General features: G+C 61.8%; 11 protein-coding genes. 8 read left to right on the top strand and 3 right to left on the bottom strand.

Annotated elements, in window-relative coordinates; all coding sequences use genetic code 11:
- Positions 1 to 19 precede the first annotated feature (19 nt).
- A complete protein-coding gene (locus NPS46_RS09955; RefSeq protein ID WP_274106652.1) occupies positions 20 to 427 on the bottom strand; it encodes an RNA-binding S4 domain-containing protein in 408 nt (135 codons plus the stop codon).
- 375 nt (positions 428 to 802) lie between these two features.
- Between NPS46_RS09955 and NPS46_RS09950 the strand changes: the two genes are divergently transcribed.
- Together NPS46_RS09950 and rimK are read left to right on the top strand one after the other, a co-directional pair.
- Positions 803 to 1,252 carry an ATP-dependent zinc protease family protein gene (locus NPS46_RS09950; protein WP_274107114.1) on the top strand — a complete coding sequence of 150 codons (450 nt, stop codon included), beginning with the start codon at positions 803 to 805 and terminating at the stop codon, positions 1,250 to 1,252.
- Positions 1,249 to 2,154, top strand: a complete 906-nt coding sequence (gene rimK, locus NPS46_RS09945) for a 30S ribosomal protein S6--L-glutamate ligase (protein ID WP_274106650.1) — start codon at positions 1,249 to 1,251, stop codon at positions 2,152 to 2,154. The genes NPS46_RS09950 and rimK overlap by 4 nt, the downstream gene beginning before the upstream one ends.
- Positions 2,155 to 2,195: 41 nt before the next feature.
- Here rimK and NPS46_RS09940 read toward each other — a convergent pair whose 3' ends face one another.
- A complete protein-coding gene (locus NPS46_RS09940; protein WP_274106648.1) occupies positions 2,196 to 3,509 on the bottom strand; it encodes an ATP-binding protein in 1,314 nt (437 codons plus the stop codon).
- 121 nt (positions 3,510 to 3,630) lie between these two features.
- Entirely contained in the window at positions 3,631 to 4,371 is a 741-nt protein-coding gene (gene ompR, locus NPS46_RS09935) for a two-component system response regulator OmpR (RefSeq protein ID WP_274106645.1), read from the bottom strand.
- A gap of 313 nt (positions 4,372 to 4,684) precedes the next feature.
- Between ompR and NPS46_RS09930 the strand changes: the two genes are divergently transcribed.
- The 6 genes from NPS46_RS09930 (at position 4,685) to gcvT (ending at position 13,289) form a co-directional block, all read left to right on the top strand.
- Entirely contained in the window at positions 4,685 to 7,009 is a 2,325-nt protein-coding gene (locus NPS46_RS09930) for a Tex family protein (RefSeq protein ID WP_274106643.1), read from the top strand.
- Positions 7,009 to 7,392: a PaaI family thioesterase gene (locus NPS46_RS09925; protein ID WP_274106641.1), complete on the top strand. Its 384-nt coding sequence runs from the start codon at positions 7,009 to 7,011 to the stop codon at positions 7,390 to 7,392. Before NPS46_RS09930 ends, NPS46_RS09925 begins: the two co-directional genes overlap by 1 nt.
- A gap of 198 nt (positions 7,393 to 7,590) precedes the next feature.
- Positions 7,591 to 9,174: a glutamate--cysteine ligase gene (gene gshA, locus NPS46_RS09920; protein ID WP_274106639.1), complete on the top strand. Its 1,584-nt coding sequence runs from the start codon at positions 7,591 to 7,593 to the stop codon at positions 9,172 to 9,174.
- Between the two features lie 157 nt (positions 9,175 to 9,331).
- The gene (locus NPS46_RS09915; protein ID WP_274106636.1) at positions 9,332 to 10,333 is read left to right on the top strand and encodes an extracellular solute-binding protein; all 1,002 of its coding nucleotides are present in this window, start codon (positions 9,332 to 9,334) and stop codon (positions 10,331 to 10,333) included.
- 107 nt (positions 10,334 to 10,440) lie between these two features.
- The gene (locus NPS46_RS09910) at positions 10,441 to 12,057 is read left to right on the top strand and encodes an ABC transporter permease (protein ID WP_274106635.1); all 1,617 of its coding nucleotides are present in this window, start codon (positions 10,441 to 10,443) and stop codon (positions 12,055 to 12,057) included.
- Between the two features lie 149 nt (positions 12,058 to 12,206).
- Entirely contained in the window at positions 12,207 to 13,289 is a 1,083-nt protein-coding gene (gcvT, locus tag NPS46_RS09905) for a glycine cleavage system aminomethyltransferase GcvT (protein WP_274106633.1), read from the top strand.
- Positions 13,290 to 13,331: the final 42 nt, after the last annotated feature.

Below are 13,331 nucleotides of genomic sequence, written 5' to 3'. Positions count from 1 at the left end.
CACGAGGTGACGGTCCGGGTTAGTCGGCGCTGCTGCCCTGGAACTGGAACAGTTGCCGCCGCTGCTTCTTGGTCGGCTTGCCTTCGGTGGTGATACCCAATGCGCCGGCCTTGCGCTGGGCGGCTGCTGCTTCGCGTTTGGCGATACTTTGTTCGGTTTCGGCATACAGCGCCTGGGCCTCGGGTGCGCCGCGGCGGACGACGGATAGGGCCTTGACGACCACCGTGCGCTCATCGAAGCCGGCGCGGATCTGCAGTTCGTCGCCCAGTCGTGGCTCTTTGCTCGGTTTGCAGCGCTCGCCGCGACAGTGAACCTTACCGCTTTCGATAGCGGCCTTGGCCAGGGCGCGGGTCTTGTAGAAGCGCGCGGCCCATAGCCACTTGTCTAGGCGAACCTTGTCGTCATCCTCTTCCGATTTTTGTGCCATGGGCTCACCTCATTCTGAAATATGCGTGAACTGTACTACCGTTCCTAGCAATGCAGGCAAGGGGTCTGGGCCTGATGCTTGACGTTAGGCGCGAGTGCGCTCGCGACGGGGGCAGGAGCGTCGCTTCTTTCCAGGCCAAACTTGCTAGGCGCAGTTTAGCGCGAGCAAGTTTGCCCCCATAGAGAGGCATTTTTACTGGACTGACGGCTGTTTGCCGGAGGCGCCGAACCCACTAGCAGAACGCCCGGAATATATCTGTCGCCATTTGCCGGATATTCTGCGTGAATACCGCGAATCCGGCCTGGCAAGGGCCTGTGCAAGTTGATTGAGCGGTAGATCCATTTGAAGACATTTGACCATTTGACCGTGATCGGTCTGCGTGAGTGGGTAGCCCTTCCCGATCTGGGAGTGGCGGGCCTGCGTGCGAAGATCGATACCGGTGCCAGTACCTCAAGCCTGCACGCCACCGACATCGAGCTTTTCGAGCGCGATGGTGTGGCGTGGGTCCGTTTTACCGCCCATCTGGGCACGGTGGTGCAACTGCGTCACCGTCGTTGCGAAGCACCGCTGGTCACCATGAAAACCATCAAGAGTTCCAATGGCCAGGCGCAAAAGCGCTATGTGATTCGTACCACCCTGGCGCTGGGCGATAAGATCTGGCCGGTGGAGTTCACCCTGGCCTGTCGCAAGTCCATGCGCTATCGCCTGTTGCTCGGTTCCAAGGCTCTGGTTGACGGCCAGTTGGTGGTCAACCCAGGGCTTAAATACATTCAAGACAAGCCGGTGTTCCCGGTCACTACTACCTCTGCCACAGGTGTTGCATGAAGATCGCTGTGCTGTCGCGTAATCCGCGTCTGTATTCCACTCGTCGTCTGGTCGAAGCTGGCACCCAGCGGGGCCATGAGATGGTGGTGATCGACACGTTGCGGGCCTATATGAACATCGCCAGCCACAAACCGCAGATCCACTACCGCGGCAAGCCGCTGGAGGGTTTCGATGCGGTGATCCCGCGTATCGGTGCCTCGGTCACTTTTTATGGCTGCGCGGTGTTGCGCCAGTTTGAAATGATGGGGGTCTATCCGCTCAATGAGTCGGTGGCCATTGCCCGTTCGCGGGACAAGTTGCGCTCGTTGCAACTGTTGTCGCGCCGCGGTCTTGGGTTGCCCGTGACCGGTTTTGCCCACTCGCCGGACGATATTCCCGACCTGATCGAGATGGTCAACGGTGCCCCCCTGGTGATCAAGGTGCTTGAAGGTACCCAGGGTATTGGCGTGGTGTTGTGTGAAACGGCGACGGCGGCTGAGTCGGTGATCGAGGCTTTTATGGGCCTCAAGCAGAACATCATGGTGCAGGAATACATCAAGGAGGCCGGCGGGGCGGATATTCGCTGCTTCGTGGTCGGCGACAAGGTGATCGCCGCGATGAAGCGCCAGGCCAAGCCCGGCGAATTCCGCTCCAACCTGCATCGGGGTGGCAGTGCCAGCCTGATCAAGATCACGCCGGAAGAGCGCATGACCGCAATTCGTGCGGCCAAGGTCATGGGGCTGAGTGTCGCCGGGGTGGATATCCTGCGCTCCAACCATGGCCCGCTGGTGCTGGAGGTGAACTCTTCACCGGGGCTAGAAGGCATCGAGGTCACTACCAGCAAGGATGTGGCCGGGATGATTATCCAGCACCTGGAGAAAAACAGCGGCCCGAACCTGACCCGGACCAAAGGCAAGGGCTGAGCCGCCTGCGCCCCTGCTTGCAGGGGCGTCGTGACGCTGGGTCAGTCGGCGCCTCGTGGCAGCATCAGGCCCAGTGGCAGGCGTACTCGTGCTTCGAGGCCGCCGCCAGCGCGATTGCGCAACTCGACGTTGCCGCCATGCATCGAGGCGATGCGCTTGACGATTGCCAGACCCAGCCCGGTGCCTTTGCCGCCACGGGCGCGGTCACCCCGGATAAACGGGTCGAAGATCCCTTCCAGTTCCGCATTGGGAATCCCCACGCCACGGTCCAGTACGCTGAGTACGACATAGGGCGCACTAGGGTCACCGGACACATGGGCCGCCACTTCGACATCGCCGCCGGCATGGTGTAGGGCGTTGCCGATCAGGTTGTTTAGCAGGCGCTTCATCGAGACCCGGCGCAACGCAAACGGCTGGATCGGCTCCAGGTGCAGACTGATGCGCCGGGCTGTCTGGTTATAGGGGGCGACGACTTCGCGGATCAGTTCGCACAGGTCGACCTCTTCCACCTTCTCGTCGCGGCCATCGCGAATAAACGCCAGGAACTGATCGAGGATGGCGTCCATATCCTCGATATCGCGCACCATATCATCGGTCAGGTCCGTGTGGTCGCCCATCAACTCGAGGGACAGACGCAGCCGGGTCAGAGGCGTGCGCAGGTCGTGGGACACCCCGGCCAGCATCAGCTCGCGCTCGCGCCCGGCCTGTTCGACATCCTCGGCCATCTGGTTGAAGGCGCGGTAGACCTCGGTCATCTCACTAGGCGTGTCGCTGACGGGCAGGCGCACGCTGCGGCCCTGGCCAAGTTGCCGGGCGGCATACACCAGGCGCTTGAGGGGCTGGTTGAGCTGGCGCACGAAGATCCAGGCCGAGGCGGTCGAGAGCAGGCCGATGGCGAGGAACCAGCCGAGCACGCTCCAGATCTTCTGGCCGCGCAACGGGTGGGGGTAAAGCGGCACCTTCAGCCAGCCGTCGCCCAGGCTCGGCGCTCGGACCCACAGGGCGGGCGGTGCATGGACACGCAGGCGCACTTCGGTGTCGGCACCCAGTTCGGCCTGCATCTGGCGCTGGTAGATTTCGCTGTAGGGCCAGTGCTGCTCGCCTTCCGGCACACCTGCACCGACCACCCGGATCAAACCGGCCGCTTCGGCGATGTTCTGGCGATCATCTTCGTTGGCTGCCCAGTAGGCGCGCAGCGTCAGAGCAACGCCGTGGCTGTATTGACGATCGACCAGCACGTCCTCGTTCATCAGCAGATAAACCAGGGTGAGTGCCTTGGAAAACAACACCACGATCAGCACCAGCCACAGGGTGCGGGAGAAGAAACTTTGGGGAAACCAGAGTGGGGTTTTCATAGGCAGTGTTCACGCAATTTGCAGGAGCGAGGCGTGCTCGCATAAGGGTGGGCCTCAAACCATTCGGGGCCTGTGCGTTGATTCGCCAGGCCCCGATGAGTGTGTTCCTACAAAGAAATCGTTACTTGGTGGCCGCGCCATCCGGCACGAACACGTAGCCAACACCCCAGACTGTCTGGATGTAGCGCGGTTTGGACGGATCCGGTTCGATCATCCGACGCAGACGCGAAATCTGTACGTCGATCGAGCGTTCCAGTGCATCCCATTCGCGACCGCGCGCCAGGTTCATCAGCTTGTCGCGGGTCAGCGGTTCGCGGGCATGCATGACGAGCGCCTTGAGCACGGCGAATTCGCCGGTGGTCAGCATATGCACTTCGTCGCCGCGCTTGAGTTCGCGGGTGGCCAGCGACAGCTCGTAGTCGCCGAAGGTCACGCTTTCGTCCTCGCTGCCCGGAGCCCCCGGGACTGGTGCGGACTGGCGGCGCAGTACCGCTTTGACGCGTGCCATCAGCTCATCGGGGTTGAACGGTTTGGCCAGGTAGTCATCGGCGCCCAGTTCCAGGCCCTTGATCCGGCTCAGTTCGTCGCCCTTGGCGGTGAGCATGATGATCGGCACCTGGTTGTTCGCCGCACGCAGGCGGCGGCAAGCGGTCAGGCCATCTTCGCCGGGAAGCATCAAGTCGAGCACGACCAAGTGGAACACTTCGCGTGCCAGCAAGCGGTCCATCTGTTCGGTGTTGGGCACGGCGCGCGCACGGTAACCCTTGCTGGTGAAAAAACGTTCCAGAAGGCTGCTGAGCCCTGGGTCGTCATCCACGATGAGGATTTTCTCGCCTTCCGCGGTTTGTGCTGTGCTGCTCATTGTGTTGCTCCTTTTATCACGGCGCGCATTATGGCTCAGACACATCTTAAATTGTGTCTGGAGCATTGTTAGCAGATTTTACAACGCTTGCTATTTAGTGGCAGCAGGGCCTCTACGTTGGGCAATCCCCAGAATGCGAGAACGCTGGTTATAATGCGCCGCCTCTGGGGCGAGCCGGCGGTTTTTCGCCGCCGCAGTCAGCAATTTGCCGATTTCACGGGTCAACAGGGCTACCTTTTGATTCCCAACCAGGCTTGTCGCGGCTTAATAGAAAGGCGCGCGGACCTGCTTTCACAATTTGCCAGGTGGTTATATGGACAGCATCAACAGCCGCATCGCCGAAGAGCTCGGCGTACGCCCACAACAGGTCGAAGCGGCCGTCGCGCTACTGGATGAGGGCTCCACCGTGCCGTTCATCGCTCGTTACCGTAAGGAAGTTACCGGTAGTCTCGATGATATCCAGCTGCGTCACCTTGAAGAGCGTCTGCGCTACCTGCGCGAGCTGGACGACCGGCGCCAGAGCATCCTGGCCAGCATCGAGGAGCAGGGCAAGCTGACCCCGGAACTGGCCCGCGAAATCAAGCTCGCCGACACCAAGACTCGCCTCGAAGACCTCTATCTCCCGTACAAGCAAAAGCGTCGCACCAAGGGCCAGATTGCCTTGGAAGCCGGCCTTGGCGAGCTGGCCGACGGCTTGTTCAACGACCCGTCGCTGAACCCGGAAGGCGAAGCGGCCCGCTTTGTCGACGCCGAAAAGGGCGTGGCCGACGTCAAGGCGGCGCTGGAAGGCGCCAAGTACATCCTGATGGAGCGCTTTGCCGAGGACGCCAGCCTGCTGGACAAGCTGCGCAGCTTCCTTAAGCAGGAAGCCACCCTCAGTGCCCGTCTGATTGCCGGCAAGGAAGAAGAGGGCGCCAAGTTCCGCGACTACTTTGAACACGATGAGCCGCTCAAGAGCATGCCGTCGCACCGTGCCTTGGCGATTTTCCGTGGCCGTAACGAAGGCATTCTCAGCTCAGCGTTGAAAGTCGGTGAAGAGCTGCCAGGCACCCTGCACCCGTGTGAGCTGATGATTGGCGAGCGCTTCGGTATCCAGAACCAGGGCCGCCCGGCCGACAAGTGGCTGGGCGAAGTGGTGCGCTGGACCTGGAAGGTCAAGCTTTATACCCATCTGGAGACGGATCTGCTCGGCGAGCTGCGCGATGGTGCGGAAACCGAGGCGATCAATGTGTTTGCTCACAACCTGCATGACCTGCTGCTGGCTGCGCCCGCTGGGCCGCGGGCCACTCTCGGGCTGGATCCCGGGTTGCGTACCGGGTGTAAGGTGGCGGTGGTCGATGCCACTGGCAAATTGCTAGACCACGCGACGGTCTACCCCCACGTGCCGAAAAACCAGTGGGACCAGACCATTGCCGTGCTGGCCGCGCTCTGCGCCAAGCACTCGGTGGACCTGATCGCCATCGGCAACGGCACCGCCAGCCGTGAAACCGACAAGCTGGCCGCCGAGCTGATCAAAAAATACCCAGGCATGAAAATGACCAAGGTCATGGTCTCGGAAGCGGGTGCTTCGGTGTACTCGGCTTCGGAGCTGGCGTCCAAGGAGTTTCCGGATCTGGACGTTTCGATCCGTGGCGCGGTGTCCATTGCGCGCCGTCTGCAGGATCCGCTGGCCGAGCTGGTCAAGATCGATCCGAAGTCCATTGGTGTCGGCCAGTACCAGCACGATGTGTCCCAACTCAAGCTGGCGCGCGGCCTGGATGCGGTGGTCGAGGACTGCGTGAACGCCGTGGGCGTCGATGTGAACACGGCGTCGGTGGCGCTGTTGGCGCGTATCTCCGGGCTCAATGCAACCCTGGCCCAGAATATCGTCAGCCACCGGGATGAGTTCGGTGCGTTCAAGACCCGTGCAGCGCTGAAGAAAGTCGCGCGCCTGGGCGAGAAAACCTTCGAGCAGTCCGCCGGTTTCCTGCGCGTGATGAATGGTGACAACCCGCTGGACGCCTCGGCGGTCCACCCGGAAGCCTATCCACTGGTACAGCGCATTGCCGCCGAGACCGATCGCGATATCCGTTCGCTGATCGGTGATGCGGGCTTTCTCAAACGCCTGGATCCGAAGAGATTCACCGACGAGACCTTCGGCCTGCCGACCGTCACCGACATTCTGCAGGAGCTGGAGAAGCCTGGCCGTGACCCGCGCCCCGGGTTCAAGACCGCCGAGTTCCAGGACGGTGTCGAAGACCTCAAGGACCTCGAACTGGGGATGATCCTCGAAGGCGTGGTGACCAACGTGACCAACTTCGGTGCCTTCGTCGACATTGGCGTACACCAGGACGGTTTGGTGCATATCTCCGCATTGTCGGAGAAGTTCATCAAGGATCCCCGTGAAGCGGTGAAAGCCGGTGACGTGGTCAAGGTCAAAGTCATGGAAGTCGATATCCCGCGCAAACGCGTGGGCCTGTCGATGCGCATGGGCGACACCCCGGGCGAGAAGATCGACGGTGCCCGTGGCGCCCGTCCAGGTTCCGCGCCGCGCCAGTCGCAGCAGTCGGCACCGCGCAAGGACAGCACGCCGGCAGCCCCGGCCAACAATGCCATGGCCTCGTTGTTTGCCAATGCCAAGACCTTGAAGAAGCGTTGATGGAGCTGCCTGAGGGGTTGACCCATAGCGCCTTCAGCGAGTTGATTGGCTGCCGCTTGCAGCGCCTGGACGAGGGCGTTGCCGAAGTCGCCCTGGCGTTGCAGCCCCAGCTGCGCAACCGCGGCGGCAAGCTGCATGGCGGGGTGATTTTCAGCCTGGTCGATATCGCCATGGGGCTGGCCTGTTCCAGTGCCCATGGTTTCGATCAGCAGAGCGTGACCGTCGAGTGCAAGATCAACTACCTGCGCGCGGTCGCCGATGGCGAAGTGCTGTGTATCGCCAAGGTGATCCACGCTGGCCGGCGCACCCTGGTGGTCGAGGCCGATGTGATGCAAGGGGACAAATTGGTCGCAAAAGCACAAGGCACGTTCGCGGTTGTTTAGCTGTTTGCCCTGGATTTGAGGTAATTTCGGCACCACGAACGTGGCGCCGGAAACCTTTGGCGACACTTCTGCCGGTTTCATGGGCAGGTAGATCGACTTTTCTTACAAGCTAGGCGACAACGCCAGTTTTAACTTCACCCTTGTAGACCGTCCTGACCACCCCCATATTGGGGCGACTGACGCGTGAAGGAATCCAACTTGAGCGAACTTCTCAACCGCCGCCTGGCCTTGCTCGGCGAGCGTGCCAACCTCTCCCTGCTCGAAGATTGCCTGCACGGCATTGAGCGCGAATGCCTGCGCGTCACGGCTGAGGGGCGCCTGGCGCAGACCCCGCACCCGGAAGCTCTCGGTTCGGCGCTGACCAATGAGCAAATCACCACCGACTATTCCGAGTCGCTGCTGGAGTTCATCACCCCGGCGCTGGCCAATCCGGCCGACACCCTGAGCAGCCTCGACAGCATCCACCGCTTTGCCTACAGCAAGCTTGGCGACGAGTACCTGTGGAGTCCCTCGATGCCGTGCCCATTGCCGGCCGAGGAAGATATCCCGATTGCCTACTACGGCACGTCCAATATCGGCCAGCTCAAGTACGTGTATCGCAAGGGCCTGGCCCTGCGCTACGGCAAGACTATGCAGTGCATTGCCGGGATCCACTACAATTTTTCCCTGCCGGAAAAGCTCTGGCCGCTGCTCAAGCAGGCCGAGGGTTTTGTCGGTTCCGACCGCGACTACCAGTCCGCGGCCTATATCGCCCTGATCCGCAACTTCCGCCGTTACAGCTGGCTGCTGATGTACCTGTTCGGTGCTTCGCCGGCGCTGGACGCGGGCTTCCTGCGGGGGCGTGCGCACCAGCTCGAACAACTGGATGCCGACACCCTGTATCTGCCTTATGCCACCAGCTTGCGCATGAGCGACCTGGGTTACCAGAGCAACGCCCAGGCGGGCCTGACGCCCTGCTACAACGACCTGAGCAGCTATACCGACAGCCTGCGCAAGGCGGTGGCCACGCCTTACGCGCCTTATGTGGAGATCGGCACCCACAAGGATGGCGAGTGGGTTCAACTCAATACCAACATCCTGCAGATCGAAAACGAGTACTACTCCAATATTCGCCCCAAGCGAGTGACCTACACCGGCGAGCGGCCGATCCAGGCGCTGATGGCCCGTGGCGTGCAATACGTTGAAGTACGGTTGTTGGATATCAACCCGTTTATGCCGACCGGTATCGACCTGCCTCAGGCGCGCTTTCTCGACGCCTTCCTGTTGTATTGCGCGCTGAACGAGAGCCCGCAACTGGAAAGCCTCGAATGCGGCAATTGCACGTCGAACTTCCTCAGTGTGGTCAAGGAAGGCCGGCGCCCGGGCCTGCAATTGCAGCGTCAGGGGCAAGCGGTGGAGCTGAAGGTCTGGGCCGACGAATTGCTGGAGAAGATCGCGCCTCTGGCCGCGCTGCTTGATCAGTGCCACGGCGGCGATGCCCACGCCAAGGCCCTTGCCGATCAGGCGGCGAAAGTTCGTGATGTGTCGCTGACGCCGTCGGCGCAAGTGCTCGCGAGCATGACCCAGCACAAGGAAAGCTTTGCCGGCTTTGCCCTGCGCCAGAGCCAGGCCCATGCCGAATTCTTTCGCAGCGAACCGCTGAGCACCGCCGAGCAGGCTGGTTTCGAGGCGCGTGCGCGCAACTCGCTGGCCCAGCAGGTTGAGCTCGAGCGTACCGAAGTGGGTGACTTCGATGTCTTTGTCGGGGCATACCAGGCCAGTATCCTGGCGATCAGCAACTAGGTGTGACGCCTGCGGCCAGGCTCGTCATGGGCCTGGTCGCAGGCATTTTCGTGGGCGACTGTAATATTTGGTAACGTCTTGCTGGTCGGCTCGATTGAGAAGGAAAATGTGAGTCACTATCATTTCGCCTCATTTTCGACTTTGAGAGACCGCTCCCATGTTGGCACCCAAGCGCCTACTGACAGCCCTGGCCCTTACCCTGATCGGCACCGCCGCCCAGGCGGCCGACGAAGTGGTGGTCTATTCCTCGCGTATCGACGAACTGATCAAGCCGGTGTTCGATGCCTACACCCAGAAGACGGGTGTGAAGGTGAAATTCATCACCGACAAGGAAGCACCGCTGATGCAGCGGATCAAGGCCGAGGGCGAGAACGCCACTGCCGACCTGCTGCTGACTGTCGATGCCGGCAACCTCTGGCAGGCCGAGCAGATGGGCATTCTGCAGCCGTTCACCTCCAAGGTGATCGACGCCAATATCCCCGCGCAGTACCGCTCCTCGACCCATGCCTGGACCGGCCTGAGCCTGCGCGCCCGGACTATTGCCTATTCCACCGACCGGGTTAAACCGGCCGAACTGAGCACCTACGAAGCCCTGGCGGGCAAGGAGTGGGAAGGCCGCCTGTGCCTGCGCACGGCGAAGAAGGTCTACAACCAGTCCCTGACCGCGACCCTGATCGAAACCCACGGCGCCGAGAAGACCGAAGAGATTCTCAAAGGCTGGGTCAACAACCTGTCCACCGATGTGTTCTCCGACGACGTGGCGGTGCTGGAGGCGATCAATGCCGGGCAGTGCGACGTGGGTATCGTCAACACTTACTACTACGGCCGCCTGCACAAGCAGAAGCCGGATCTGGCGGTCAAACTGTTCTGGCCAAACCAGGCCGACCGTGGTGTGCATGTCAACCTCTCGGGCATCGGCCTGACCAAGTACGCACCGCACCCGGACGCCGCCAAGGCATTGGTGGAGTGGATGACCACCCCTGAAGCGCAGACGATCTTCGCGGACGTGAACCAGGAGTTCCCGGCCAACCCGAGCGTCAAGCCTTCTGCCGAGGTGGCCGGCTGGGGCAGCTTTGTCCCCGACACCCTGCCGGTTGAAGTGGCGGGCAAACGCCAGGCCGAAGCGATCCGCTTGATGGATCGGGCTGGCTGGAACTAAGCCCCAGGCTGTAAAGTCCGCTATCGCCAGCAGGCGCGGCGCCCCACTCGGGCCCGCGCCTGTTTGCTATTGACTGTTCCACTCCTTTTTACCGTTCGAGAGTGTTCGTGGCCCATCCCGCTCAACGCCGCTGGTACCCGCTGGTTTTCGCCGTCGCTGCCCTGATCCTGTTGCCCTTGAGTGTGTTGCTGTTGTCCTGGCAGACCATCGACCAGCAGATCTGGAGCCATTTATGGGAAACCCAGATGCCGCGCCTGCTGGGCAACACCCTGACGCTGGTGGTGGGCGTGGGCATCGGGGTGACCCTGCTCGGTGTCAGCCTGGCCTGGCTGACCAGCCTCTGCGAGTTCCCCGGTCGACGCTGGCTGGATTGGGCGCTGATGCTGCCCTTTGCGATCCCGGCCTATGTCCTGGCCTTTGTCTTTGTCGGCCTGCTGGACTTTGCCGGGCCGCTGCAAACCCTGTTGCGCGAATGGTTTGGCACAGGACTGCGCCTGCCCCGCGTGCGCTCCACCGGCGGGGTGATCATCGTGCTGGTGCTGGTGTTCTATCCCTATGTCTATCTCCTGGCGCGTACGGCCTTCCTGGCCCAGGGCAAGGGCTTGATGGAGGCGGCGCGGGTCCTGGGGCAATCGCCCTGGCAGGCGTTCTGGCGGGTGGCACTGCCCATGGCACGGCCGGCGATCGGAGCCGGGGTGGCGCTGGCGCTGATGGAAACCCTGGCGGACTTCGGTGCGGTGGCGGTCTTCAATTTCGACACCTTCACCACCGCCATCTACAAGACCTGGTACGGCTTTTTCAGCCTCTCCAGCGCCGCGCAACTGGCCAGCCTGTTGTTGCTGGTGGTCATGCTGGTGCTCTATGGCGAGCGCCGGGCACGGGGCGCTACCCGCTCGGGCAATGAACGCCCGCGCGGCAAGGCCCTGTACCAGCTGCATGGCCTCAAGGCCTGGATGGCCAGCGGTTGGTGCCTGCTGGTGTTTGCCTGCGCCTTTGTCATTCCGATGCTGCAATTGATCGTGTGGTTCTGGCAGCGCGGGCGTTTTGACCTCGATGAGCGTTACGCTGGGCTGATCCTGCACACGCTCTATCTGGGAGGGATGGCGGCGCTGATTACGGTCAGTGTCGCGCTCTTGCTCGCCTTCGCCCGGCGCCTGGCGCCGACCCGGGGTATTCGGACCGGTGTCAGTCTGGCCAACCTGGGCTATGCATTACCCGGTTCGGTGCTGGCCGTGTCGATCATGCTGGCGTTCAGCTTTCTGGACCGCGAACTGGTGATCCCGCTCTCGAGCTGGTTAGGCGGCGCGGGCAAGCCGCTGCTATTGGGCAGTCTGTCGGCCCTGCTATTGGCGTATCTGGTGCGGTTTATCGCGGTGGCCTATGGGCCATTGGAAAGCAGCCTGGCGAGAATTCGCCCCTCGTTGCCAGAAGCCGCGCGGAGTTTGGGTGTCAGTGGGCCATCACTGTTTTTCAAAGTGTATCTGCCTCTCTTGCTACCGGGCACTTTGAGTGCGGCGCTGCTGGTCTTTGTCGATGTGCTCAAGGAAATGCCTGCCACCCTGCTGATGCGCCCGTTTGGCTGGGACACGCTGGCGGTCCGGATCTTTGAAATGACCAGTGAAGGCGAGTGGTCGCGAGCCGCGTTGCCGGCCCTGACGCTGGTGCTGGTCGGGCTATTGCCTGTGATTGGCCTGATCCGCCGTTCGGCGCGGCAAATCGCTTAGGTGCCAGCCCTGCCCCTTGCGGCTACAATGCGCGGCATTCGGTGCGGTCCGTCTGACAGACCGGGTCGTCGCGCGTTGTTCGCTGCCGGTTGGCGGTGACACTCCCCGGGACCCGTCCGCATCCTCGCCAAGCCCGGAAGGAGAAACCCATGGGACAGCGTACGCCTCTGTATGACCTGCACCTCGCCCTAGGCGCGAAAATGGTCGATTTTGGCGGTTGGGACATGCCCCTGCATTACGGTTCGCAAGTCGAGGAACATCATCAGGTCCGTCGCGATTGCGGGGTTTTCGATGTCTCCCATATGACCGTTATCGACATCGATGGCACCCAGGCCAAGGCCTGGCTCCAGCGTCTGCTGGCCAATGATGTGGAGCGCCTGGAAAGCACCGGTCGGGCTCTGTATAGCGCCATGCTCAACGAGCGTGGCGGGGTGGTCGACGACATGATCGTCTATCGCCAGGGTGCCGGTTATCGCCTGGTGGTCAACGCGGCGACCCGTGAGCAGGACCTGCAGTGGATGCAGGCGCAGTTAGAGGGCTATGACGTTGCCCTGTGCGAGCGCCCCGAGTTGGCGATGCTGGCGATTCAGGGGCCGCATGCACGGCACAAGGTGGCTGAGTTGGTGAGCCAGTCGCGCAGCCAACTGATCCAGCAGCTCAAACCCTTCGAAGGCGCCAGTGATGGCGACTGGTTTATTGCCCGCACCGGCTATACCGGTGAAGACGGCCTGGAAATTCTGCTCCCGGCCAACCAGGCGCCGGCGTTTTTCAATGACCTGGTCGGCGCCGGCATTTCGCCTATCGGCCTGGGCGCACGCGATACCTTGCGCCTTGAAGCCGGTATGAACCTCTATGGGCAGGACATTCACCAGGCCGTAACGCCGCTGGTGGCCAATATGGCCTGGAGTATTGCCTGGGAGCCGGTGTCGCGCGACTTTATCGGACGCCAGGCATTGGAGGCCGAGTTGGCCGCTGGCGTAGGACAGAAACTGGTCGGTCTGGTGCTCGAGGAGCGGGGTGTTCTGCGCGCTCATCAAGTGGTTCGCATCGCTGAAGTTGGCGAAGGAGAGATCACCAGTGGTAGTTTCTCTCCTACGCTAAGCAAATCGATTGCGCTGGCGCGCGTACCGATGGCCACTGCTGATCGTGCGGAAGTGGAAATTCGCGGCAAGTGGTATCCGGTTCGCGTGGTAAAACCTACCTTCGTTCGTCATGGCAAAGCCCTGATCTAATTTTTTGCGGCGGGCCGAACCGCTGACATTTATTCCCGAGGA

The sequence above is a fragment of the Pseudomonas putida genome (genome assembly GCF_028682395.1).
GTDB classification, from domain to species: domain Bacteria; phylum Pseudomonadota; class Gammaproteobacteria; order Pseudomonadales; family Pseudomonadaceae; genus Aquipseudomonas; species Aquipseudomonas putida_AB.
Note: the sequence above shows the minus strand (reverse complement) of the source record. Positions and strands in the feature narration are given on the sequence as shown.